Source organism: Actinocorallia sp. API 0066, assembly GCF_020991275.1.
GTDB lineage: Bacteria > Actinomycetota > Actinomycetes > Streptosporangiales > Streptosporangiaceae > Actinocorallia.
Window position 1 is genome coordinate 75,726 of the sequence record NZ_JAJLQY010000015.1, and the last position, 24,281, is coordinate 100,006.

Genomic DNA, 24,281 nt, shown 5'->3' on the forward strand with positions numbered 1-24,281 from the left:
CCACGGCGCCCGTCACCCTCGGTACGGCAGTGACTACCGGAAAGCCCGGCTCGGGGCCGCACCGGCCCGCTCAGCGCCTCGCGACGCGCGGCGACGGCCAAGGCGTGGCGAGCGCTTTCGGGGAGTCTGTCGGCTTTGGGCGGGTGGTGCGGCTCGGCGACGTGGTGTGGCCGGAGGTGCCGGAGAAGACGCTGGTCGTGGTGCCGGTGGGGGCGACCGAGCAGCACGGGCCGCATCTGCCGGTGGACACCGACACCGTCGTCGCGGAGGCCGTCGCGGCGGGGGTCGCGGCGGCGCTCGCGGCGGACGGGCCGGTGCTGCTGGCCCCGGCGATCGCGTTCGGGGCCAGCAGCGAGCACGCGGGCTTCCCCGGGACGGTCTCGATCGGACACGAGGCGCTGCGCGCGGTGCTCGTGGAGACCGTGCGGTCGCTCGCGCTGTGGGCGGGCCGCACCGTCCTCGTCAACGGGCACGGCGGCAACGTCGCGACGCTGGAGACGGCCGTCGCCCAGTTGAGCGCGGAGGGCCACGACGTCCGGTGGGCGCCCTGCGCGGCGCCCGGAGGAGACCCGCACGCGGGCTTCACCGAGACCTCGGTGATGCTTCACCTCGCGCCGGAAAGAGTCCGCCTGGAGGCGGCCGTACCGGGCGACACGCGCCCGCTCTCCGTCCTGCTGCCCGAACTGCGCGCGCGCGGCGTCAGGGCCGTCTCCCCGACGGGAGTCCTTGGCGATCCCACCGGCGCGACGGCCGCCCACGGCGCCGAGATCCTGCGGACCATGATCACCACCGCCCTGACCGTCCTCGCCCATGCGTGACGCCGGCCCGCCGCCGCGCGGGGCGGCGCTGCCCGAGGGGTTCCGGGTGGCGTTGGCGGAAGGCACGCAGTTGTGGGCCGGGGGCCGGGTCGCGACCGGAGGCGCACCGTGGAAGGTGATCCGGCTGGGCGCGGCGGCGGTGCCGTACCTGGAGGAGCTGCGGGCGGCCGGGGAGCGCGGCGTCGTCCTCCGTGACGGCCTCGCGCGCGCGCTGGCCCGGCAACTGCTCGACACCGGGTTCGCCAGGCCCGTCCCGGCGCGGCGTCCGGGGCCGCACGACGTCACCGTGGTGGTGCCCGCCTACGGGCGGCCCACGGAGCTGGAACGGACGCTCAGGGCCGTCAAGGGGCTGCCGGTGATCGTCGTCGACGACGCGTCGCCGGATCCGGGGCCGCTGCGGCGGGTGGCGCGGGCGCACGGCGCGCGGCTGGTCCGGCACGCCGAGAACCGGGGCCCGGCGGCGGCCCGCGACACCGGCCTCCGGCTCGTGCGGACGGCCCTCACCGCGTTCGTGGACTCCGACTGCAGGCCGGAGCCCGGCTGGCTCGACCTCCTCGTCCCCTACTTCGACGACCCGAAGGTGGCCGTGGTGGCTCCCGAGGTCGTGGCGGACGCGCGGGGCGGCGGTCTCCTGGCCCGCTACGAGGCGGTCCGCTCCGCGCTCGACATGGGCCCCGACCCCGCTCTCGTGCGCCCCGGCGCCAAGCTGGGCTTCGTCCCCTCCGCGACGCTCCTGGTGCGGACGTCGGCTCTCGCCTCCCCGGCTTTCGACGCCGACCTACGTCTCGGTGAGGACGTGGACTTCGTCTGGCGCATGGCCGACCTGGGCTGGCACGTCCGCTACCAGCCCGAGGCGCGGGTCCTGCACACGCCGAGGCTCGACCCTCGGGAGTGGGCGAGGAGGCGGCACGAGTACGGCACGTCGGCCACGGACCTGGAGCGGCGCCATCCGGGACGGCTCGTCCCCGCCCGTCCCTCCGCGTGGAACCTCGCGACCCTCGCCTTCCTCGCCTACGGACGTCCCGTCCCGGCCGCCCTGGGCGCCGCCGCCACGACGTACCTGCTGCGCCGCTCCCTGGCGGGCGTCTCGGACGACTGGAGGTTGAGCGCCTCGATCGTCGCGAAGGGCGTCCTGGCCGACGCCTCCTCCGTGGGGCACGCCCTGCGCCGCGAATGGTGGCCCCTCGGGTTGGTCGCCCTGGCCGCCTCCCCGCGCAGCCGCCTGGCCCGCGCCGCCTCCGTGACGATGCTGACGCCCATCGCCCTGGAGTGGATCAGACGGCGACCGGCCATGGACCCCTTCCGGTACACCGTCATGCGGCTGCTGGAGGATGTCGCCTACGGCTCGGGCGTCACCGCGTCCGCCTACCGGGCCCGTACCTGGGCGCCGCTGCTCCCACGCATCCGCTTCCCCAACACGAAGAACCCCGCCAAGCCGTAGCGGGACGGCTTGACGGGGCTCCGTAGGTACGCGCGTTCAGGTGGTCACGGCACGGCCCGTGGCGGCGCGCCGCGCGGGCGCGTCGTACTCGGCGAGGTGCACGGCCGCCAGGTGGGCCGCCTGGGCGCGGATCTCCGGCACGGCGGTGGTCTCGTAGCGCAGGCCGCGCAGCGGCGGGCCGAGGGTGAACAGGCCGGGGCGGGACTCGCCCTCGGGGCCGAGGAGGCAGCCGCAGCCGTCGGCGGACAGGCCGAGGCCGAGCGGGTCGGCGGCGACGACGTCGGTGTCGATCAGGTCGCGCAGCAGCGCGTCCGTGCGCGGGTCGGCGGCCGGGCCGGTGCTGTTGACGATCCAGCCGACCTCGACGTCACGGCGCGTCCCGTTGGTCTCGACGGCGACGGTCAGGCCGTCCGGACGGGCGTCCACGCGGTCGAGGAAGCCCTTGATGACGCGGAGGCGGCCGGTGGCGCGCAGGTCGTCGATCCGGGCGACGGACGCGGGCGGGATCCGGTGCCGCCGGACCTCCCAGCCACGCGCGAAGAACGTGAGGAACCGCTGCTTCTCGGACAGGCTCAGCCTGCCCCACATCTCGGGGACGTGCGGCCTGAGCCCGTCGACGACCCCGCGCCACTCGCCGTCGTTGCGCTCGACGGCCTCGTGGTAGATCCGGTGAAGGTCGGCGACGGTGACGTCGCCCGAGGGAGGGGTGAAGGGGACGGCCGGAGGGTTCGGACATCGGTGCGGACGCGGCAGGAGCCCGTGCCGGGACACCGCGTAGACGACGGTCTCAGGGTTCCGGGACGTGAAGGTCGTCGCCAGGTCGACCATGGTCAGGCCGGTGCCTACGACGAGGACGTCACGGGCGTCGTCCACCCGGTCGAGCGCGCCGGGCGCCCACGGGTCGGCGATGTAACGCGGGTCGCCTTCGGGCTGCCACGGCCACGCGGTAGGCGCCCGGTTGCCTGTGGCGAGGACGACCGCGTCGGCTTCAAGCACTGTGCCGTCCGCGAGGGTGACGCGCCAGCCACGGCCGCCGGAAGCCACCCCGGTGACCGTGCCGGTGATCTCGGTCAGGTGCCCTGGACGGCGCTGCCCCGCCTCGTCGAGGAGGTCGCGTAGGTAGCGCCCGTAGGTCTGCCGGGGGAGGAAGTCGGCGCCTTCGGCGTCGATCCCCCGGGCCCGCGCCCACCGGAGCAGGTGGTCGGGGTCCTCCTGGAGGGCGCTCATCTTCGCGACGGGCGCGTTGAGCAGGTGGGCCGGATCGTCGGTCGAGTACGCCTGGCCGAGCGCGTGCCGCCCGTCCCGGTCCACGATGACGACCTTCGGGGGCACCCCCTCGCGCTCTCCGATCAGGAGGTGGGCCGCGGTGAGCGCCGCGCTGGCCCCCCCGCCCACGATGACCACCGATCCCGGCTCCGCGCTACTCATACCACCGAGCCTAGCCCATATTTCCTGTAAGAATGATTGACAATCTGTGACCGCCCCGCCGTATTTCCGGCGTCCCCGGCCTTCCGCCGCGCTTGACGATCTTCGCCCGGCAAAACCCTAAGAATCCGCATATTTCACCTATAGATGATCGTGCAGATGGGCGACGATCTCCGCGGCGTCGGACTCGATGCCGCACAGGAAGGTCGAGTTGCGGCGGCGCAGGACGGGCAGGCCGAGCGCGTAGAGGCCGGGACTGTCCAGGACGCCGCCATCGTGCTGGAGCCGGCCCTTGGCGTCCACCACGGGCACGTCCAGCCAGTCGTAGGCCGGGCGGAAGCCCGTCGCCCAGACGACCGTGGTGATCTCGCCGCGGTTCAGGTCGAGCTGGAGCCGGGGCGAACCGGGCACCTGGGTGGGTTCCGGACGCTCGGCGGGCCCGACGTCCACGGCCTGCCCCGAGTCGGCCGCCCACGCGTCGAACGTGTCGAGCAGCCGTCCCATCTTGAGGTCCGCGAGCGCCGTGACGTTCCGCAGGCCGCCGGAGAACAGCGCCCTGCCGTCCCGGACCGCCGCGAACCTGCCGACGAGCTCGACGCCCTCCGCGGCGAGCGCGTTGAGATCGAGGGCCGTCCGCTCAGGGGTGCCGACGAGCTGCGGCGACGGGAGCCGCCGCGCCCTGTCCAGATCCTCGACCTCGGTGTAGCGCTGGCCCCACACCCCTGCGGCTTCCATCCACCACAGCACGTCACGGCCGCGATAGGTGCGGGGCAGCCTTACGTGCTCGCCCGTCGCGAGCGTCACGGGCCTGCCCGAGCGGTGCAGCTCGGCCGCCAACTGCACGCCGGTAGCCGAGCCGCCCACCACGAGCACCCCGCCTTCCGGGAGCCGCGAGGGCTCCCGGTAGTCGAACGGCGTCACCTGGACGACCGACGCCGGCAGCGCCGCCGCGAACGGCGGCACCACCGGCCGGTTGCAGGCGCCGCTGGCGATGACCACCGTCCGCGCGTGGAGCGGTCCCACACTTGTCGTCAGCGCGTAGCCGCCGTCGGCGCGCCGGACCGACGTGACCTCCACGCCGGTCCGGACGGGCGCCGCCGACTCCTTGGCGAACCGCTCGACGAACTCCGCGACCTCGTGCGCGCTCAGGTAGCCGTCGGGGTCGGGCCCGTCGTAGGAGAGGCCCGGTAGACGGGTCTGCCAGTTCGGCGTGAGCAGCCGCAGCGAGTCCCAGCGCTCCGTACGCCAGGAATTGGCCACTTCGCCCCGTTCGAGCACCACGTGGTCGATGGACCTGGCGCTCAGGAAGTGGCTCGCCGCGAGGCCCGCGTGCCCGGCGCCGATGACGACGGTGGTGAACCGCTCGATGGCCACGCGTGCCTCAGGAGACCGCGACGGTGATGTTCGTCGGGTTGGCGAGCGCGTCGAAGACGGCGGAACGCTTCTGCGACTGGGCGACGAGCGCCTCGATGTCCTGCGGCGAGGCGTCGGCGTCGATCTTGAAGGTGACCTTGATGTCGTTGTAGCCGTTGCGGACGTCGCTGTCGACGCCGAGGATGCCCCGGATGTCGTGCTCGCCCTCGATGACCGCCTCGACCGAGCGGAGCTGGATGCCCCGGTTCTGCGCGACGGACGCGACACCGGCCGTCAGGCAGCTCGCGAGCCCGACGAGCAGGTACTCGATCGGGGTGATGCCGTTGTCGGCGGCGGCGAAAACCTCGGGGTGGTCGGCGTCGAAGACCGACTCGGTCTTGTGCGTCTGCTCCTGCCCGAGCCCGAAGAAGTTCTGGATCTTGGTGGTGCTGTGGACCCCGTCCTCCCACTTCGAGGTGGCCCGCCAGGTGAACTGCGCGGCCTCCGGCGCGCCCTTGAGCACCTCCCGCGCGTCGAGCAGCGCCTGGACGTTGACTCCGTTGGAAACCGTGGTCATGGGTGTGTTGCCCTCCTCCGTCATTTCCCCCGATTCCCTACTGGGAAGCTTGACAATACACCTGGTGGGGCGGGCAACATAGCCCCATGAAGGAGCCAGCCCTCACACTCGCGGCGGGCTCCGCAGGCACCGTCCGGACCCGCCACCTCGACCTGCCCGACCCCGTCGAACTCGACTGCGGCAGGCGGCTGCACGGCGTCCGGGTCGCCTACGAGACCTACGGCACGCTGTCGCCGGAACGCGACAACGCCCTCCTCGTCTGCCACGCGCTGAGCGGCGACGCGCACGCCGCGGGCATCGCGGAGGACCCCGGCGCGAGCGCCCGCGACGGGTTCGGCGCCGACACCGCGGCGCCCCGCGGCCTCGGCTGGTGGGACGGCATGATCGGCCCCGGCAAGGCGTTCGACACCGACCGGTACTTCGTCATCGCGACCAACGTGCTCGGCGGCTGCGGCGGCACCACCGGGCCGTCCTCGACCGACCCGGCGACCGGCGCGCCCTACGGCGCCGACTTCCCCGTCGTGACGGTTCCGGACATGGTCAGGACCGAGCGCGCGTTCCTCACCGAACTCGGCGTCACCAGGCTCGCCGCGGTGGCGGGCGGCTCACTCGGCGGGATGCAGGCCCTCGAATGGGCCGTGCGCTACCCCGACCAGGTCGACGCCGTCGTCGTGATCGCCAGCACGCACGCGCTGCACCCCCAGGGCGTCGCCTGGAACGCGATCGCCCGCGAGGCGATCCTCCGCGACCCCGACTGGCAGGGCGGCGCGTACTACGGGACGGGCCGCGCACCCGCCGCGGGCATGGGCGTCGCCCGAATGGTCGGCCACATCACCTACCTCTCCGCTCCCTCACTGCACGACAAGTTCGGCCGACGGCTCCAGTTCGCCGACGACATCCGGCACACCCTCACCGAGCCCGAGTTCGAGGTCGAGAACTACCTACGGCACCAGGCCGCCGCGTTCGTCGACCGCTTCGACGCCAACACCTACCTGTACCTCTCGCGCGCGCTCACCTACTTCGACCTGGCCCGGCAGCACGGCAAGGGCTCGCTCAGCCGGGCACTCGCCGACGTGTCCGCCCGGACGCTGCTGATCTCCTTCAGTTCCGACTGGCTGTACCCCCCTTCGGCGTCCCACGAGCTCGCCGAGGCGCTGCGCGCGCACGGCAAGCCCGTCGAATCGCACGTGATCGACGCGCCCTACGGCCATGACTGCTTCCTGCTGGAGGAGGCGCGCCAGACCCCGATCATCCGCCGCTTCCTGTCCTAGCCTGAGCCGCCAGTGCGGAAACTGGCCCCGAGGAGACAACCCTGTGACCGAAACACCCTCCCGCGCCGAGGAGTCCCGCGCGTTCGGGTTCGAGACGCGCCAGCTCCACGCCGGGCAGCGGCCCGACCCGAACACCGGCGCCCGCGCGGTACCGGTCTTCCAGACGGCGAGCTACGTGTTCGAGGACCCGGAGTCGGCGGCCGCCTACTTCAACCTCCAGGAGTACGGGAACACCTACTCGCGCATCATGAACCCGACGGTCGCGGTGTTCGAGGAGCGGGTCGCCAACCTTGAGGGCGGCTGCGGCGCCGTCGCGTTCGCCAGCGGCATCGCCGCGCAGGCCGCCGCGCTGTTCACGCTGCTGGAGCCCGGCGACCACGTGGTGTCGTCCGCGGCGCTGTACGGCGGCACGGTCAACCAGCTGAAGCACCTGTTCCGCAAGATGAGCGTGGACCTCACCTGGGTGGACCCGGACGATCCGGACGCCTGGCGCGCCGCCGTCCGCCCGAACACCAAGGCGTTCTTCGGCGAGACGATCGGGAACCCTTCCGGCAACGTCCTCGATATCGCGACGGTCGCCGCGATCGCCCATGAGAACGGCGTTCCGCTCATCGTGGACAACACGTTCGCGACGCCGTACCTGTGCCGTCCGATCGAGTGGGGCGCCGACATCGTCGTCCACTCGGCGACCAAGTTCATCGGCGGGCACGGGACGAGCATCGGCGGCGTTGTTGTCGAGTCGGGCCTGTTCGACTGGTCGAACGGGCGGTTCCCGGTCATCGCGGACCCGTCGCCCGCCTACCACGGGCTGCGGTTCCACGAGACGTTCGGCACCTACGGGTACCTCATGAAGCTCCGCGCCGAGACCCTGCGCGACCTCGGCGCCGCGCTCGCCCCGCTCAACGCGTTCCTGTTCCTGCAGGGCCTGGAGACGCTGTCCCTGCGGATGGAACGGCACGTCGAGAACGCGCTCGCGGTGGCGGAGTACCTGGCCGGGCACGACCTCGCCTCGAACGTCACCTACCCGGGCCTGCCTACGAGCCGGTACCGGCCGCTCGTAGACAAGTACCTGCCTCTCGGCGCGGGCGCGGTGTTCTCCTTCGACGTCGCGGGAGGCAGGGAGGCCGGCCAGCAACTCATCCGAGGGGTGACCCTCTGGTCGCACCTGGCGAACGTCGGCGACGCCAAGAGCCTCGTCATCCACCCGGCCAGCACGACGCACCGCCAGCTCGCCGACGACGAACTGCGCGCGGCGGGCGTCGGACCCGGCACGGTACGGCTGTCGGTCGGCACCGAATCCGTCGACGATCTGATCTGGGACCTGGAACAGGGGTTCGCGAGCGTCGCCGCGGCGGCGGAGAAGGGGGCGGCGCTGTGACGGACCTCCAGAGATACCAGGAGCCCCTGACAATCCAGCGGGTGCTGCACACCGCCCGCACGATCGCCGTCGTCGGCCTTTCCGGCAACGAGCTACGGGCCAGCCATTTTGTGGGCTACTACCTCAAACGCCACGGCTACCGGGTGATCCCGGTGAACCCCCGCGAACCGGAGATCCTGGGCGAGAAGTCCTACGCTTCCCTGCGCGACGTGCCCGTCCCGGTCGACGTCGTCAACGTCTTCCGCGCCCCCGACGCCCTCCCCGAGATCGCCCGCGACACCGTGCACATCGGCGCGTCCGCCCTCTGGTGCCAGTTCGGCGTCATCAACCAGGAGGGCGCCGACCTCGCCGAAGCCGGCGGCACCACCGTCATCATGGACCGCTGCCTCAAGATCGAACACGCCCGCTACCTGGGCCGCATGCACTGGCTCGGCTTCAACACCCAACGCATCACCTCAATCCGCACCGGCCTCCAATAACCCAACCCCCTAACAACGAGTCCGCCTACGCCGAACCCGCTCACCCCGCCAGGTGCCGCCGCACCTGGTTGCGGATCCCGGTGCCCAGCTCATCCAGGACGGCCTCGGCGCGCGGCCGGGGCAGCCCGCGCAGCAGCGCCGCGGTCCGCGCGGGCGGGGCGAACGCCAGCGCCGCCGCCGCGCGGGAGGCGCTGAACCACCCGAGCACGGCCACCGCGGTCGCCTGCGGGAGCGCCAGGAGGACGTCGGCGCACTTGCGCGGCGCGGCGGCCGAAAGCGCGCGGGCGGCGTCGGCGTCGGACAGCCGTGAGACGAGGAGGGCCGCGCGTTCGCGGGCGAGCCGGTTCAGGAGCCGCGCGGCGCCGTCCCGTTCGGACAGCAGCCGCAGGACCCGGCCCGCCGCGGGGTCGTCGGCCATCGCGTCGAGCCAGGGCGCCCCGACCTCCGACGGGGCGTGCCTGAGCAGCTCGGCGGCCCGCGCCGGGGTCTGCGCGAGCAGCACGTCGGCGGCGCGCCCGGTGTCGAGCGAGCCGAGCAGCGCGCAGGCGGCGGCGACGCCCCCGGTCGCGACCGCGTCGGCGAGCCCGGCGGACGACCTTGACCGCGCGCCCCCCGCCCCGGCCGCCTCCTCCGGTCGCTCTGGCCGCTTCTCCTCCGGCCGCTCCGGGGGATTCCGTTCTTCCCTGACGGCCTCCGGCCCCTCCCGGCGCCGGATCTCCTCGTGGCCCGCGCGGCTCCTGCTGAGCACCTTTGTGGGAGGCAGCCCGTGAGAGAGCGCGGTAAGCAACTCGGCGAGTTCGGCACCACCCGGGCGGGCCTGAGGCCGTCGATCCAGAAGTCGGGTGACGACCTCCCCGAGCTGCCCCCGGTGGCCGAGCGCGGGCGGGCGCTCGTTGAGGATCGCGTGGAGGATGGCCGCCTCATCCTGGTACTCGAACGGCCGGTGCCCCTCCAGCGCCTCGAACAGGGTGACGCCGAGCGACCAGAAGTCCGCGGGCACGTGGAGCGACCAGAAGTCCTCGGGGCGCTCGGCGGCACGGCTCGTCAGCCGCTCGGGCGCCAGGTAGGGGAGGGAGCCGAAGATCTCGCCCGTCCTGGTCAGGGGGCTGGCGCCCGCGACGCGCGCGATGCCGAAGTCCACGAGCCTGGCCACGCCGTCCTCGCCGAGCAGGATGTTGGCGGGCTTGACGTCCCGGTGCAGCACCCCGGCGCGGTGCACGGCGTCCAGCGCGTCACCGACCTGGACGGCGATCCGGGCGATGTCGCGTTCGGGGATCGGTTCGCTGGCGATCCGGTCGGCGAGTGAACCGCCCTTGATGTGCTCCATGACGATCCAAGGTTCGCCGTGCTGGTCGATGACGTCGAGGACAAAGACGACGGACGGGTGCCGTATCCGGGCCAGCGCGTTCGCCTCCCGCGCGGCCCTGGCCCGGTACTCGGCGAGCTTGGCGCGGGGCAGTTCGGCGTTGAGCGACTTGAGGGCGACGGTGCGGTCGAGCCGGGTGTCGGTGGCGCGCCACACGCTCCCCATCCCGCCCGACCCGATTAGCCCGTGCAGCCGGTACCGCCCGCCCAGCAGGTCCCCTTCGACGACCACGGCTCAGAACTCGTCGTCGGCGGCGAACAGGTCGCGGGAGGGGTCGACCCGGGTGTCCTCCAGGTTCTGGACGGCACGGTGCTCGACGGAGGTGCTTTCGGGCGCCGCCCTGAAGAGGCGGGCTTCCGTGGGCGTGGAGACGGGCTCGGGCGCGACCCGCTGGTCGGGACGCGGCCTGTCGCCCGAGGGTTCGGCGGGCTGGGCGGTGCCGCCCGCGTCGGCGAACACCTGCCGCATCGAGCGGGCCCCCGCCGCCTCGCCGCCCGCGCCGCGCCGGGAGTAGGCGGCGCGGGCGTGTCGGTACTCGCTCTGCTGGGCGTGTTCGAGGATGCGTTCGTAGTTGCCCGTCCGCAGCATCAGCTTGAAGGCGACGGGGAGGCACTCGATGAGGAGGAACAGCAGGAACAGGAGGAGGCGGGCCCCGCTGAGGCTGAAGTCGCCGGAGGTGATCTCGTTGAGCGCCTGGATGCGCAGGAGGAGGCCGCCGGACGCCTGGTTCTCCCGGTCGAACGAGGCGCGCAGGTCGTCCTGCCGCTGGACGGCGACGGCGAGCTGGCGCTGTGCCTCGGGCAGCGCGGTGGTGGCCTGTTCCAGGCGGGCCTGCTTGGCGTTGTCGTCGGTGGAGGTCAGCTCACGTTTCCGTGCCTCGATCTGGTCCGTGAGGGTCTGGACGCGCTTCTTGGCCTTGTCGTAGGCGTCCTCGCTGGCTTTCGCCAGGGGGCCGTCGCCGACCTTGGCGACGGAGCAGTCGTCACCGCCGTAGAGCTGGCACTGCCACTCCTGGTAGAGGTCGTCCGCGCGCTGCTGGGCGTCGGTCCGCTCCTTGGTGAGCGCCTTGATCCGAGGGTCGGCGGCGGGGTCGACGGGCACCTCGCCGCCGGACTGGACGATCTTGTTCAGGTTGTCGACGGTGTCGGTCCAGTTCTTGACCTCCTGGCCGACGGCGCTCGCGTTCTGCTCGGTGAGGAACGAGGTGGTGCGGCGCTGCTTGATCTCGGCGACCTGGGCGTCGATCTCGGCCCGGAAGATCTGGAGCACGAGCGGCGTGGAGACGACAAGGCCGAGCAGCATGGCCATGAGGATGCGGGGGACGGCGTAGGGCCACCGCCGCCCACTGGACGGCATCGAGGCGACGAGCCAGCGGTCGAGGCCGAGGATGGCGAGGCCCCACAGCAGCGCGAGCGGGGCGGCGAAGGCCGGGTGGACGCCGACGGCGCTCCAGAGCGCGAACCACATCGACAGGGCGGCGAGCACGCTCGTGGTGAGCACGGCGCCGCCGAGCCCCTGGAATTTGCCCCGTTCTGTCGGGCACTTCAGGAGGACATCCTTGTTCGCCCCGGAAAGCGTGATAAGTGGCTCTCTCATCTTTCCTTCCGGAATGCCGGTATTGACCGAGTATGCCGCGAGGTCGTCCTGCGCCTCCCTTGAATATCAACTGGACCTATCCGAGGTCGTGCCTATATGTAAGGCATGAACTACTTGTCCTGATGTGGCCACTCTTCCGTGTGTGCCGTCCGCAGCTTCCCCGCGAATCGCTGCTTTTGCGATATATCACCTTGAGGTATCCATGGACCGTGCCGAGAGGGGGTGGGGATTGCCCGCGTCTGACGGTCTGCGCGCCGCGCTCACGCGGACGCTGGGCGCGCTCGGCCCCGGCGACCGGCTCGTCGTGCTCGGCCTCGACGGCGTCGGAATCGGCGGCGTCGAACTGCGCCGGACGTCCGCCGGCATCGTCGAGGGAGCCGCCCTGCCACCCGGCCCGCACGAGCCGTCCCCCGAGGTGACCGCCGCCCTCGACCGGGCCGGCGCCGTCCACCTCGTCCGATGCGACGGCTCCCCGGCCGCCGCCACCGCGCTCGACCGCCTCCTGTCCCACCGCGGCGACGCCGAGACCGTCGACGCGCCGGGGGCGGACGTCGTCGCGGAGGTCCGCGCGGCGATCGCCGACGAACCACTCAGGTACCTGCACGAACTCGTCACCGTCCAGGTGGCCCCCGACGGACGGCTCAGCCTGGGCACCCAGCCGCTGTTCGCCCAGGACACCGTGCGGGGCCTCGCCGTCCCGATCTCCGTGCGCATCGCGCCGGGCAACCCCGACGGCACCGCGTTCGCGCTGGTGTGCCAGGTCGAGACGCGGCTGCGGCTCGTCTCCGTGCAGCGGCTGCGGCTGCCGCCCGGCGACCACGAGCTCATGGTGGAGCTGCGCGGGCCCGGCCGGGTCCGCATCCTCGGCGCGGCGGAACGGCCCGAACCCGACCACCGACCGTGGGAGGAGATCTGCGGCACGCTCCCGCCGGTGCTCGCCGAGCCGCGCCCGGCGCACCTGGTGTGCGCCATCGAGGACGGCCCCGGCTCCCCGGCCCGGATCTCCCGCGTGCGCGACCTCGTGGCGGAGACCCTGGCCGAGGGCGCGGGCCGCGACGTCAGGGTCTCCCTGGTGCGCTACGGCCCGCACACGCGCGACCCACGCTCGGCCGACCCCGGCGCCGAGGTGCTGCTGTGGGAGGGCGGGCCGCGCGACGCGCTGGACGCGCTGCGCGACCTGGCCGGGAAAGGCCCCGCCGACCTCGGCTACCACCGGTGCGCCCAGGTCGAGTGCGCGCTCACCCTGGTGCGCGCGCACGCCCGGCGCGGCCTGCCGCCGACCGCCCTGCTCGTCGCCGGCGACCGGCCCGCCCACCCGGACCGGACCGCGCCGCACGAGCGGTTCGTCTGCCCGCGCCGGACGGACTGGCAGCCGCTCATCCGTGCCTTCGAGGCGGAGGGGACGCGCCTCGGCGCGCTCGTAGGCGCCGCCCCTAGGCAGGCGGAACCGTTCTGGCGGACGCTCGGCCGCGACGTCCTCGCGACCACGGACACCGCGGACATGCGCGCGGTCGGCCGGTCCCTGGGCGTCCTGGAGGACGGACCCCGGCGCGTCCCGTTCCCCATCGTCGTCACCGCCCCGGAATGAGGCCAGCGTGCAACCATCCGTGACACCCGAGGCGCCCGAGGAGCGGATCGCGATGTGGGGGCCGACGGGATCGGGCAAGACGACGTTCCTCGGCGCGCTGAACCTCGCCCTGAACACGCAGGAAAGCCCGTGGCGGCTCACCGGCGCCGACGACGCCTCCACCGACGCGCTGATCGACATGACGCGGCGGCTCACGGAGGGCCAGGCGTTCCCGGAAGCGACACAGAAGATAGACCGCTACCGCTGGTATCTCATCCGCGAACTGGAGGAGCGGTACGGCCTGTTCGGGCGCAAGCGGCGGCAGCGGCAGCTACAGGTCGGCCTGGACCTCGTCGATCCCAGCGGGGGGCACTACGCGTCCCCCCATGAGGAGCTGGTGGAGTACCTCGTGAGCAGCAGGGGCATCGTGCTGTTGTTCGACCCCGAACGCGAGTACGCCTACGGCGACGCGTTCAGTTCGCTGCACGCCATGCTGAGCCGCGTCGACAAGCGGATGCTCGAAGACGGTCTTCTCCTGCCCGGGGGGAAACTGCCGCACCATGTGGCCGTGTGCGTCACCAAGTTCGACGAGTACCGGGTGCTGAAGACCGCCGAGCGCCTTCGCCTGGTGACGACGGACCTCACCGACAGGTTCGGGTTCCCGCGGGTGGAGGGGGAGGACAGGCGCGAGCTTTTCCGCGAGCTGTGCGCGGTCCGCTCGCCCGCGAACGCGCAGTTCATCACCAGCACGCTGGAAAGGTATTTTCGGGCAGATCAGATCTCGTATTTTGTCACTTCGGCGGTGGGCTTCCACGTGAACGAGCGAACGGAACTCTACGATCCCGACGACTTCTCCAACCTTGACGATCCCGCCTCGGGGCCGACGCGGATCAGAGGTCCCGTTTATCCGATCCAGGTATTGGAACCGGTGCTGTGGCTCAGTGAGCGGCTGACGGAGGGCTGAGGAATGGCCGGAGAGAGGGCCGTCCCGGTGGAGTGGGCGGAATGGGGCAAGCGGCCGGATGGCCGGGACTATGGGGTTGTCGGGCACAGTGTCGGTGCCCTGAGCAGCGCGAACTTTCATCGGCTCCTCACCCGGTTCTCCACGGGCAGCGCGGACCAGCCCCCCGTCGTCAGCGTCAACGGGACGAGCAGCACCGGCTGGATGGGGCTCGCCATCCAGGAGAACACCCCGGAACTCGACCACGTCGGCCGCGTCATCAAACGGACCCGCTACTTCTGCCTCCACCTCGACCGGCTGGAACACCCCGTGACCTACCGGGAGCTGCACAGGGCCGTCGCGGGCATCTACCAGCTCCCCGCCGACAGGCGGCCCCTCCGGCTCTCGCTGGCGCCCCTGGATCCCGACGCGCTCGCCGCCGAGCTGTACGAACAGGAACAGGCGATCACCACCGCCGCGCTGCTCCTACAGAGTGAACCGGTGATCCGGATCGTCGGCGCCGACCATATGCCCTGGCAGGAACGGCTCCGGCATCTCGACCTCGTAGCGGCCCTGCTGCCTTACGGGATGCGCCCGACGCTGTCGGCTTCCACCTGGGTGCGCAGCACCACCGAGACCGAGATCAGGCTTGCGTTCGCCGACGCCGCGCGGCCCGGCGTGACCGCCCTGACCTGGGGCGAGGAACCAGAGGCCACGCACCGGCTCACCCGTTACCAGGACTATCGGACGGCTGTCGACAAACGTGGCAGGGCGGGCTTCATCGACTACCTCTCGCGGCAGACCGAACCGCTCGATTTCTCCAAGAAAGGCCGCGCCGGCGCGATGGACGCGGTACGGCGGGCCAGCGACGTCGCGCACTCCCCCCGGGCCAACGGAGCGGGCCCCGTCGGCCCCCGCGTGGCCGCCACGCTCGCCGCCTGCGTCGAGTCCATCCGGACCCGCGACCCCGTGGCCCTGCGAGCGGCCGCGACGCGCCTGCGGGAGATCGAGAATTCGGGCGAGCGCGAGTACCGGCGCGATCTGCGCTCGCTCGTCCGCGAAGGACGGCTGCTGGACCCCGATGGCTGGCCCCGCGACGGCGAACCCCTGCTCCCCCCCGAGAAAGCCATGGGCTTTGTCGAGAGTGTGCTCTGGGCCGTCTGGGGGCACCAGCCGACGGCGGAGGACCTGCGCGAGATCGAAGCCGACCTCGGAACGCGGCTCACCCCTCGTGTGCTGTGGGCGCTGTGCGCGACCGAACCGGCGGGCGCGCTCGCCCGGCTCGAACTCTACGTAAGGATCGAGCGCGCCATGGCTCCGCAGCAGGCCGCCGAGAACAGGCTGCGACTCCTGGGCGGCGTCCCGGTCGGGGACCTCGTCGCCGCCGCCGTCGAACCGCCCGCCGACGCGCCACGGCTGGCCACCGCGATCGACGAACTGGTCCGCCGATGCGCCGCCGACGACGGCGAACGAAGCGAGATCGGCGGGCACCTGGCCGCGGTCGGCTACCTCGCCCGCCCCCTCGCCGAGGTTTACGACGCGGCGGGCCAGGCGACGTCCCTGCGGAAGCTGATCCAGGCCGTGCACGGAGGCGGGCTCGACGCGATGGGGCTCCGGGACGTCCTGCGGCCCACCGGCAGGAACGGCATGAACATGCCGACCGCGGTGCTCGTCACGGTCGCCGTCGACCTGCACGGGCCCAACGCGGGCGCCGCCCTGCTCACAGGACACCTCCCCGACGTGTTCGCGAAGGCGGGGGCGGCAGAGGACCAGGTGTGGTTCGCGACGCTGCTGTCGTACTCCGCCCTACCCGTCGGGCCTACCGAGCCCGCGCCTCCGCTCCCTCCGCCTGCGCACCACCAGAGGGAGGTCCCTACCCACGAGTTCCCGCCGCCGGGGCCCGATCCCTCCGGGGCCGCTTCCCAGGGTCACGCTCCCGGGCGTCGACGTCCACGGTTCGCCTTCTGGAAGGACCGGGCGCGGTGGTTCGCCTTCTGGAAGGGCCGGGCGCCGTCGCCGCACGGGCAGGCCGCCTCGGAGCCTTCGCCCAGGCCGGCGCCGCCGCCTTCCGGCACGCGGCAGGAACCACGCCCCATCTACGACCGCAAGAACATGGGCGCATCGATCGCGGCCATCCTGGTGGCCGTCATCATCGTTGTGGGACTCATCTACGCCGTCGTATCCATCTCTGGAACGCCCGAGCCCGCACCGCCGCCCGCCCCGACCCCCGCAGGCCCGTTCGGCGAGGGCTAGCGGGCGAGGGACCAGAGGCGGAGGGTGGTGTCTCGGGAGGCGGTGAGGGCTAGGGGGGTGCCGGTGAGGTCGGAGGAGGTGACGGACCAGACGCGGTCGGTGTGGCCGCGGAAGGGGGCGCCGAGCGGCTCTCGGGTGGTGGTGTCCCAGATTCGGGCGGTGTGGTCCTCGCCGCCGGAGATGATGATGTGGCGGTCCTGGAGGACGGCGGTGGAGACGGACCAGACCGTGCCGTTGTGGCCGGTGAGGGGGGCGCCGTCCTGGCGGCGGGCGTTCAGGTCCCAGACGCGGATCGTGCCGTCGTCGCCTCCGGTGACGGCGACGGGCTTGCCGTTCACCACGGTGAGGGAGAGGGCTCGGACGGGGCCTTCGTGGCCCGTCAGGGAGGCCAGTTCGACGGCCGCGCGGACATCCCAGAGGCGGACGGTGCCGTCCTCGCCCGCCGAGACGACAAAGGGCGCGCCGTCGAGTTCGGTCAGCGCGGCCGCCCAGACGGTGCCTTCGTGGCCGGTCAGCTTCACGAGCTGCTTACGGTCCTCCAGGGCCCAGATGTGGATGGACGCGTCCGCTCCGGCGCTCACCACGACGGGCCGCCTGTCGTACTCGCCTGTGGCGACGGCCTTCACATCACCGTCGTGGCCTGAGTAGACGCCGATGGTGCTTCCGTCGGTCGGATTCCAGACGCGCACCGTGTCGTCGTCTGAGGCGCTCACCACGACGGGCGCGCTACGCAGGCTCCCGAACGCGACGGAACGCACCCACCCCGTGTGGCCGCGCAGCACCGGGCCCGCCGCCTCGCCCGTCGTGAGGTTCCACAGCCTGACGGTCTGGTCGTCGGAGCCGGTCGCCGCGACGGGCGTGCCGTCCACCGTCCCGGCCGCGACGGACCTGATGTCGTTCCCGTGGCCGAGGACGGGCGCGCGGGCGGGCTGCCCGAACGTCGGCGCGGCCGCGGGCCCGGCCGACGGCTTGCCCTCCGGCCACGCGAACAGGGCGACCGCGACGAGCGCGACGGCCGCGCCCGCCACCACCGGGATCCACCGCCGCCGCCCACCACGCTCCACGACCTCCCGCGACACCCGCGTCGGCACCTCCGGCCCCGCGCTCCCGGCCCACGCCGCCCCCGCCGCGCCGGGGACCGGGGTGTGCTGGGCGGGGTGGCCTTCGACGGCGACGGTCGCGGGGCGGGTCTCCTGGACGGCTGCCGGCGGGTGGCCGCTGAGCAGCGTGTGGAGTTCCTCGGCTGTGGGGCGCGCCAGCGGGTCCTTGGACAGGCAGCGTAGGACGATCTCGCGCAGCGGGTCCGGTAGGCCGGAGACGTCAGGTGAGCCGTTCAGGATGGAGTGCAGCAGGGCCGGGAGGGTGTCGCCGGGGAAGGGGCGGTGCCCGGTCGCGGCGTAGACGATCGTCCCTGCCCACGCGAAGATGTCGGCGGCCCGAGTGACGGGCTCCTGGCCGAACTGTTCGGGTGCCATGTAAGCCGGGGTGCCTACCGCCGCCGTCCGGGTGCCCGCCTGGTCGAGCGCCCGCGCGATCCCGAAGTCGATGACGACGGGGCCCTCGGGTCCGAGGATGACGTTCGCGGGCTTGAAGTCCCGGTGCACGATCCCGGCCCGGTGGATGGCCGCCAGGGCGCTCGACGTCGTCACGGCGAGCCGGTGCAGGCCGCCTCCGGCGCGCGGCCCGTCGCGCCGCACGAGCGCCTCCAGGGAGTCGCCGGGCACGTACTCGCTGACGATGTACGGCCTGCCCTCGTGCACGCCCGCGTCCAGCACCCGCGCCGTGCAGAACGGCGCGACCCGCCGCGCGACCTCCACCTCGCGCAGGAACCGCCGCATCGCGTCGGCGTTGGCGGCCGCCCCCTCGTGCAGGATCTTCACCGCGACCCGTCCGGCGCCCCCGTCCGTCCCGAGGTACACCGACCCCTGCCCGCCGCTCCCCAGCAACCGCACAAGCCGGTACCCCCCGACCGCACCCGGCACCCCACCCACCACGGCTTCCCTCCTCCGCCCCCACCGAAGCTAGCCCCCCACCTGGGCCCACCCCCGCCTCCCACCAACAGTTCACCCCCCGTTCTCCGACCCCTCACACAGGAAGCGCCATCGGAGCACGAGCAGGTAGGCAGCCCTCACGCCAACGAGCGGAGGAGGCGGGCTCGGGTGAGGGCCAGAGCGAGGGCGGCGAGGGTGCAGAGGGAGATGAGCAGGAAGGTGGTGCGCACGTCCTCGGTAGAGAGGCGGTAGGCGGTGAAGTGGAGGAGGGCGGGGACAGCAAGGACGGCGGCCCAGCCGGTGTAGGTGGCCGAGGTCGTGCGGGCGGGGTCGGGGTGGAGTTCGTGCCACGTGAGCAGGGCGAAGGTGGTGAGGGCGGCCAGCCAGGCGCCCCAGGTGGACGCGCCCAGGGCGATGAGGAGGACGAGGGCGCAGGCGCCGCTGAAGAGGAAGGTCCGGCGTGAAGGGGACGTGACGCGTGGCCTCCGGTCGGCGAACAGGGCGGCCGCGCCGCACAGGGTGGCGACGGCCAGGGCGAAGTAAGGCAGGAACATCCAGCCGATGGTGTAGCCGATCTCCCTGATACGGCTGGCCAGGTCGAGGGACTGCGCGACGGTCAAGGGCGCGGCGCCCGCCAGGAGCGCGGGCCACACCCGTCCGCGCGGCACCGCCACCATCGCGACAAGCCCGGCCGCGAAAGGCAGCCCGGCCAAGGCGAGCAGCAGATAGTGGACGCTGTGCTCACCGAGCGCGCCGTCGCTCAGGTAGTGCAGCTCCTTCGACAGTTCAAGCGCGAACCGTATGTACCAGCTCTCGAACGGGTTGCTCTCGATGTCGAGATACGACCCGCCCACCGGGATCAGCCGCAGGCCGACCGTCATCCACTGGACCACCCACAGCACCGCGGCGGCGAGCAGCGCTGCGGCCGCGAGAAGCCGCCACACGAGCGCGCGCGACCTCGTGGACGGCGGCGCGACGACGGGCGCCGGGCGGCCGCCGCCCCCGAGAGTAGTGCGGCGCGGCGGAGGCACCGTCGCGGGCGTCTCAAGACGCGTCTGGAAGGCCGACGGCGCCGACTCCAGCACCGTCACCCCGGCGGACGGGGCGGCCAGCGCCGTCAGCTCGGACCGGATCAGGGCGACGTCAGGCCGCTCTTCGGGCGATTTCGCCAGGAGCGCGAACAGAAGCGGCTCCAGCTCGGGCGCCCGCGCGAGGAGCGGAGGGTCCTCCGTCAGGACGGCGGCCAAGGAGGCACCGAGGTTGCTACGGATGAACGGTGAGATGCCTTCGGCGGCGAAGTACAGCGTCACCCCGAGCCCCCAGAGGTCGGCCGCCAGCTCCGCCCGTTCTCCTCTGACCTGCTCGGGTGCCATGTAAGCGGGCGATCCAAGGACGGCCCCTTCGGCCGTCAGCGTGGCTTCTCCCTCAAGGCGGGCGATCCCGAAGTCGGTGAGCTTGACCCCGGTCGGCGGGACGAGGACGTTCGCGGGCTTGATGTCGCGGTGCACGATGCCGAGCCCGTGCGCGGCTTCCAGCACGTCGAGGATGGCGAGGCCCAGTTGGGCGACCCGGGCGACGGGGAGCGGCCCCTCCCGTTCGACGAGGTCCTGGAGCGACCCGGCGGCGACGTACTCCATGACGATGAGCACGCCCCCGTCGTCGCGGATGACGTCGTACACGGTGACGGCCCCGGGGTGGCTGAGCCGGGCCGCCGCCCGCGCCTCCCGGCTCATCCGCTCACGCCGCTCGGCCTGCGCCGTCCCGGTCAGGCCCGGCGCCGCGAGCACCTGCTTGATGGCCACCTCACGGCCCAGTTCGGTGTCCTCACCACGCCAGACGACGCCCATCCCGCCACGCCCGAGCTCGGCGACGACCCGGAACCTCCCCGCCAACATCTCGCCCTGCCCACCCATGAGGCTCCTCACCGCGACCCGAGATCCCCAACATGCCCCACCCCCCGATCCCCCGCAACCACCCACGTGTTACACGAAACCGACAAGACGCGACGCGCAGGCCGCGAACTTCAAGGGCTGCCTCGCCCGCCAACAGGGCAACCCGTGCGGCACTTCATGACCGCCTACCAGACCCCCGGCGCCCATCCCGCGCAGCGGTTCGGCGACGCCGTCCAGGCCGCGCAGGGCTACGCGCGGCTCGGCGAGGCGGCGGCCGCCCACCTGGCCGAGGGCCTGGACACGCCACCCGCCGACCAGCGAGGCGCTGAGTGGACGGGCGAGTACCGCGACGCCGACGCCGTCGCACCTCGGGGTGACGTGGAACGGGCCCCGGCCGGACGCGGGGCGGCGTCGTGGCGGGGGCCCGTGTGGGTGGGGTCAGTGGGCGGGGGTGCGGCGGCGGCGGGGGTTGGGGTTGCCGCGGCGGCGTTCGGCGTGGGGGGCCTTGGCGGGGGAGGGGATGACGACCGGGACGCCGGAGGGGGTGCGGGCACCGGTGACGCGGGCGAGGGTGTCGGCGACGGTGGCGTTGCCCTCGTGCGGGGTGATGCCGGCGGTGCGCATCAGGCGGCTGACCTCGCGGCGCTGGTCGGCCAGGACCAGCGTGACGACGGTGCCGGACTCGCCGGCGCGGGCGGTGCGGCCGCCGCGGTGCAGGTAGTCCTTGTGGTCGGTCGGCGGGTCGATGTTGACGACGAGATCGAGGCCGTCCACGTGGATGCCGCGCGCCGCGACGTTGGTGGCGACGAGTACGTCGACCTCCCCGGCGCGGAACTGCTCAAGGGTCCGGTTGCGCTGCGGCTGCGACTTGCCGCCGTGCAGCGCCGCGGCGCGGACGCCGCTGGAGAGCAACCGCTTGGTCAGGCGATCGGCCGCGTGCTTCATGCCGACGAACATGATGGTGCGCCCGTCCCGGGCGGCGATCCGTACCGTGGTGTCCAGCTTGTCGGCGTCCGAGACGTGCAGCAGGTGGTGCTCCATCGTGGTGACGGCGCCCTGCGACGGGTCCACGGAGTGCGTGACGGGGTCGTTGAGGAACCGGCGAACGAGCCTGTCGACGTTCCGGTCGAGCGTCGCGGAGAACAGCATCCGCTGCCCGCCCGGCCGCACCTGGTCGAGCAGCCGGGTGACCTGGGGCAGGAAGCCCATGTCGGCCATCTGGTCGGCCTCGTCGAGCACGGCGATGCCGACCTGGTCGAGGGTGACGGCGCCGCGTTCGATGAGGTCGGCGAGGCGGCCGGGCGTCGCGATGACGACCTCACGGCCGCGCTGGATCGAGGACGCCTGACGCCCGATGGACATGCCGCCCACAACGGTCGTAAGGCGGACCCGTACGGCGTCCGCGTAGGGGGTGAGCGCGTCGGTGACCTGCTGGGCGAGCTCCCGCGTCGGGACCAGCACCAGCGCCAGGGGCTTGCCCGGTTCGGCGCGCTTTCCGGCGATCTGGGAGAGCACCGCGAGCCCGAAGGCGAGGGTCTTGCCCGACCCGGTGCGGCCGCGGCCGAGCACGTCGCGTCCGGCGAGCGCGTTGGGCAGCGCCGCTGCCTGGATCGGGAACGGCGCGGTGAGGCCCTGGGCCGTCAGGGCGGCCAGGAGCGGTGCGGGCAGGTCCATCGCGGCGAACGTGTCCACCGCGGGGAGCGCGGGGACCGTCGCGACCGGCATGGCGAACTCGTCGTGGCCGCCGCGGTGGGCGGGGCCGGAGTCGCTGCGGCGCGGACTGCGTCGTGACGTACGGGTCAAGGGTTGGGCCTTCCTCGTGGCGGCACGTAGCGAGGTAGGCGAACCCAAGTACGAACCAAAGAATGGGTGAAGCGAACAGGCCGCAGGGGCTCGAACCACTCGGAATTCGAGCCCCCGCAGAGGTGAAGCTGAGGTGGAGCTGGTCAGGCCGGAACGATGTTCTCGGCCTGCGGGCCCTTCTGGCCCTGGGTGACGTCGAAGGACACCTTCTGGCCCTCCTGCAGCTCACGGTAGCCGCGGGTGGCGATGTTCGAGTAGTGGGCGAAGACGTCGGCGCCGCCGCCGTCCTGCTCGATGAAGCCGAAGCCCTTTTCCGCGTTGAACCACTTCACGGTGCCAGTAGCCATAACTGATCTCTCCTTGCAAGGCGATACGTGGAGCCCGCACTTTGCGAACTCCCCAAGCTGCTGAAATGACCCCGCCAGGAGGAACCTGCTAAACAAAAAAGGCGCCACCGCAAGCTAGTCATTCACTGCGGGGCGCACAAGAAATTCTGTAACAAGAAACTCATGGGAACCACAACCACAACTTTCACTCACAGTATCACGCCATATCACCGAACGCAAACGGCCCCGGGCGTCACCTCCGGCGGCGGCGCGCCGGAGTGTCCAGAATCTTGAACTCTTTCGCGGGCGGGGCCGACCTACCGTCGGCCACATCCGCCACGGCGGCCCCCGACACGCCCGACGCGAAGATCGTCTACGTCGGCAGCATGGCGGACTCGGCCATCAACGCCTACCTCATCGGCGCGGACGGCAAGCTTGCCCCGTTCGCCCCGGGCACGCTCAAGGCGGAGGGCCCCGTTGTCGGCATGGCCCTCACCCCCGACGGCTCTCGCCTCTTCGTCACGATCGGCGGCCTCCTCAGCACAAAGGTGCGCTCCTACAACATCGCGCCCTCCGGCGCCCTGACGGCGACGAACAAGCCAGCCAAGGAGGTCGCCGGGTCGATCTTCAGCCTGCCCGCCGTCTCGCCGGACGGCCGCTTCCTCTTCGTCGAGAGCTTCTTCGGCGGCACCATCACGTCCTACAAGATCGCCGCGGACGCGACGCTCACCCAGGTGGGCCAGCCCGTCAAGGCCGGGGACATGCCCGCGCTGCCCTCGATCACCCCCGATGGCAAGTTCCTGTACGTCTCCAACGAGGGAAGCTCCAACCTTTCGGGCTACGCGATCGGCTCCGACGGCAAGCTGACGCCCCTGCCCGGATCGCCCTACACGACCGGTGGGACGCCGCACGGTACGGCCATCACCCCTGACGGAAGCCGCCTCTACGTGCCCGAGACGATGGGAGGCGGCATCGCCGGCTTCACGATCGGTTCCGACGGCGCGCTCACGCCGCTTCCGGGCTCGCCGTACAAGGCGCCCTCCGGAGCCCTGCCGGGCCGTGTCGTCCTCACCCATGACGCGAGCCGCCTGTACGTCATCGACGCGCTCACCACCCAGATCAAGTCGAAGGTGCACACCTTCGACGTCGCCGCGAACGGCTCGCTCACCCCGTCCGGCCGCACCCCGGCCGACTCGGGCGTCATCTTCTCCGACGGCCCGTCCGGCTGGCTCACCCCCAACCAGGGCCCGACGGCTGCGGTCCGCCTCACCGGCTCCGACGGCCCGACCCTGACGTTCTCCGCCGACGGCTCCACCGACGCCGACGGCACGATCGCCCGCTACCGCTGGACGTTCAGCGACGGCACCTCAAAGACCACGACCACCCCGACCGTCACGCACACCTACCCGGCGTCCGGCTCGCGCTCGGTGCGCGTCACCGTCACCGACAACGAGGGCTGCTCCACCGACTTCATCTTCACCGGCCAGATCGCGAGCTGCACCGGCTCTTCGGCGGCCACCGCCACCCTCACCGCCGGTTGACTCACCGGACGGCCTCGCGGTTCGTCGAGCCGGGGGCCGTCCCCCTTTTTCGCGTCGCGTCACGGCGCGTGGAAAAAGCGCGTTCCGCGAAGCGATAAACGCGGTCGGGGCCGGTGGCCACTTATGGAATATTCCAGTTCCGGTCACCGGATAAATCCGACAAATCAACCATCTATATGAACGCCCCGGTATCGGATGGCGGAAATCCGTGCAGATCTCACGAACCGCCGGGCCATTAACTGATGTACATCTACCATCTCGGGC

Annotated in this window: 18 protein-coding genes; 9 read left to right on the top strand and 9 right to left on the bottom strand. The window is 72.3% G+C overall.

Annotated features, from left to right (window positions below):
• Nucleotides 1-29 precede the first annotated feature (29 nt).
• A complete protein-coding gene (mftE, locus tag LO762_RS29470) occupies nt 30-818 on the top strand; it encodes a mycofactocin biosynthesis peptidyl-dipeptidase MftE (RefSeq protein ID WP_230619408.1) in 789 nt (262 codons plus the stop codon).
• On the top strand, nt 811-2,259 hold the full coding sequence (mftF, locus tag LO762_RS29475) for a mycofactocin biosynthesis glycosyltransferase MftF (RefSeq protein ID WP_230619409.1): 1,449 nt from the start codon (nt 811-813) through the stop codon (nt 2,257-2,259). Before mftE ends, mftF begins: the two co-directional genes overlap by 8 nt.
• A 36-nt stretch (nt 2,260-2,295) precedes the next feature.
• Here mftF and LO762_RS29480 read toward each other — a convergent pair whose 3' ends face one another.
• From LO762_RS29480 to LO762_RS29490, 3 genes are all read right to left on the bottom strand, one after another.
• Entirely contained in the window at nt 2,296-3,687 is a 1,392-nt protein-coding gene (locus LO762_RS29480) for an FAD/NAD(P)-binding protein (protein ID WP_230619410.1), read from the bottom strand.
• Nucleotides 3,688-3,825: 138 nt separating this feature from the next.
• Nucleotides 3,826-5,058: an NAD(P)-binding domain-containing protein gene (locus tag LO762_RS29485; RefSeq protein WP_230619411.1), complete on the bottom strand. Its 1,233-nt coding sequence runs from the start codon at nt 5,056-5,058 to the stop codon at nt 3,826-3,828.
• 7 nt (nt 5,059-5,065) lie between these two features.
• Nucleotides 5,066-5,614, bottom strand: coding sequence for an OsmC family protein (locus tag LO762_RS29490; RefSeq protein ID WP_230619412.1), 549 nt, complete (start codon nt 5,612-5,614; stop codon nt 5,066-5,068).
• Nucleotides 5,615-5,700: 86 nt separating this feature from the next.
• Here LO762_RS29490 and LO762_RS29495 point away from each other — a divergent pair, with 86 nt between their 5' ends.
• Genes LO762_RS29495 through LO762_RS29505 form a run of 3 tightly spaced genes read left to right on the top strand, consistent with a single transcriptional unit; the run spans nt 5,701 to nt 8,742 of the window.
• On the top strand, nt 5,701-6,885 hold the full coding sequence (locus LO762_RS29495; RefSeq protein ID WP_230619413.1) for a homoserine O-acetyltransferase: 1,185 nt from the start codon (nt 5,701-5,703) through the stop codon (nt 6,883-6,885).
• 43 nt (nt 6,886-6,928) lie between these two features.
• Nucleotides 6,929-8,263: an O-acetylhomoserine aminocarboxypropyltransferase/cysteine synthase family protein gene (locus LO762_RS29500; RefSeq protein ID WP_230619414.1), complete on the top strand. Its 1,335-nt coding sequence runs from the start codon at nt 6,929-6,931 to the stop codon at nt 8,261-8,263.
• The gene (locus tag LO762_RS29505; RefSeq protein ID WP_230619415.1) at nt 8,260-8,742 is read left to right on the top strand and encodes a CoA-binding protein; all 483 of its coding nucleotides are present in this window, start codon (nt 8,260-8,262) and stop codon (nt 8,740-8,742) included. The genes LO762_RS29500 and LO762_RS29505 overlap by 4 nt, the downstream gene beginning before the upstream one ends.
• A 40-nt stretch (nt 8,743-8,782) precedes the next feature.
• Here LO762_RS29505 and LO762_RS29510 read toward each other — a convergent pair whose 3' ends face one another.
• Both LO762_RS29510 and LO762_RS29515 read right to left on the bottom strand, forming a co-directional pair.
• Nucleotides 8,783-10,339, bottom strand: coding sequence for a serine/threonine-protein kinase (locus LO762_RS29510; RefSeq protein WP_230619416.1), 1,557 nt, complete (start codon nt 10,337-10,339; stop codon nt 8,783-8,785).
• Between the two features lie 3 nt (nt 10,340-10,342).
• A complete protein-coding gene (locus LO762_RS29515) occupies nt 10,343-11,704 on the bottom strand; it encodes a DUF4407 domain-containing protein (protein WP_230619417.1) in 1,362 nt (453 codons plus the stop codon).
• 229 nt (nt 11,705-11,933) lie between these two features.
• On the opposite strand from LO762_RS29515, the gene LO762_RS29520 reads away from it, so the two are divergent.
• Genes LO762_RS29520 through LO762_RS29530 form a run of 3 tightly spaced genes read left to right on the top strand, consistent with a single transcriptional unit; the run spans nt 11,934 to nt 16,464 of the window.
• Entirely contained in the window at nt 11,934-13,292 is a 1,359-nt protein-coding gene (locus tag LO762_RS29520) for a hypothetical protein (protein WP_230619418.1), read from the top strand.
• Between the two features lie 7 nt (nt 13,293-13,299).
• Nucleotides 13,300-14,235 carry a hypothetical protein gene (locus LO762_RS29525; RefSeq protein ID WP_230619419.1) on the top strand — a complete coding sequence of 312 codons (936 nt, stop codon included), beginning with the start codon at nt 13,300-13,302 and terminating at the stop codon, nt 14,233-14,235.
• Nucleotides 14,236-14,238: 3 nt separating this feature from the next.
• Complete coding sequence (locus LO762_RS29530) at nt 14,239-16,464, top strand: hypothetical protein (RefSeq protein ID WP_230619420.1); 2,226 nt, start codon at nt 14,239-14,241, stop codon at nt 16,462-16,464.
• Here the strand turns inward: LO762_RS29530 and LO762_RS33765 are convergent.
• From LO762_RS33765 to LO762_RS29555, 4 genes are all read right to left on the bottom strand, one after another.
• Nucleotides 16,461-18,458 (bottom strand): serine/threonine-protein kinase, encoded by a 1,998-nt coding sequence (locus LO762_RS33765; RefSeq protein ID WP_308104764.1) that lies wholly within the window; start codon nt 18,456-18,458, stop codon nt 16,461-16,463. The genes LO762_RS29530 and LO762_RS33765 overlap by 4 nt on opposite strands.
• 134 nt (nt 18,459-18,592) lie before the next feature.
• Nucleotides 18,593-20,368, bottom strand: coding sequence for a serine/threonine-protein kinase (locus tag LO762_RS29545; RefSeq protein WP_230619421.1), 1,776 nt, complete (start codon nt 20,366-20,368; stop codon nt 18,593-18,595).
• Between the two features lie 417 nt (nt 20,369-20,785).
• On the bottom strand, nt 20,786-22,150 hold the full coding sequence (locus tag LO762_RS29550) for a DEAD/DEAH box helicase (RefSeq protein WP_374201605.1): 1,365 nt from the start codon (nt 22,148-22,150) through the stop codon (nt 20,786-20,788).
• Between the two features lie 143 nt (nt 22,151-22,293).
• Complete coding sequence (locus LO762_RS29555; protein ID WP_230619422.1) at nt 22,294-22,497, bottom strand: cold-shock protein; 204 nt, start codon at nt 22,495-22,497, stop codon at nt 22,294-22,296.
• Between the two features lie 269 nt (nt 22,498-22,766).
• Between LO762_RS29555 and LO762_RS29560 the strand changes: the two genes are divergently transcribed.
• Complete coding sequence (locus LO762_RS29560; RefSeq protein WP_230619423.1) at nt 22,767-24,017, top strand: beta-propeller fold lactonase family protein; 1,251 nt, start codon at nt 22,767-22,769, stop codon at nt 24,015-24,017.
• The last annotated feature ends 264 nt before the right edge of the window (nt 24,018-24,281 follow it).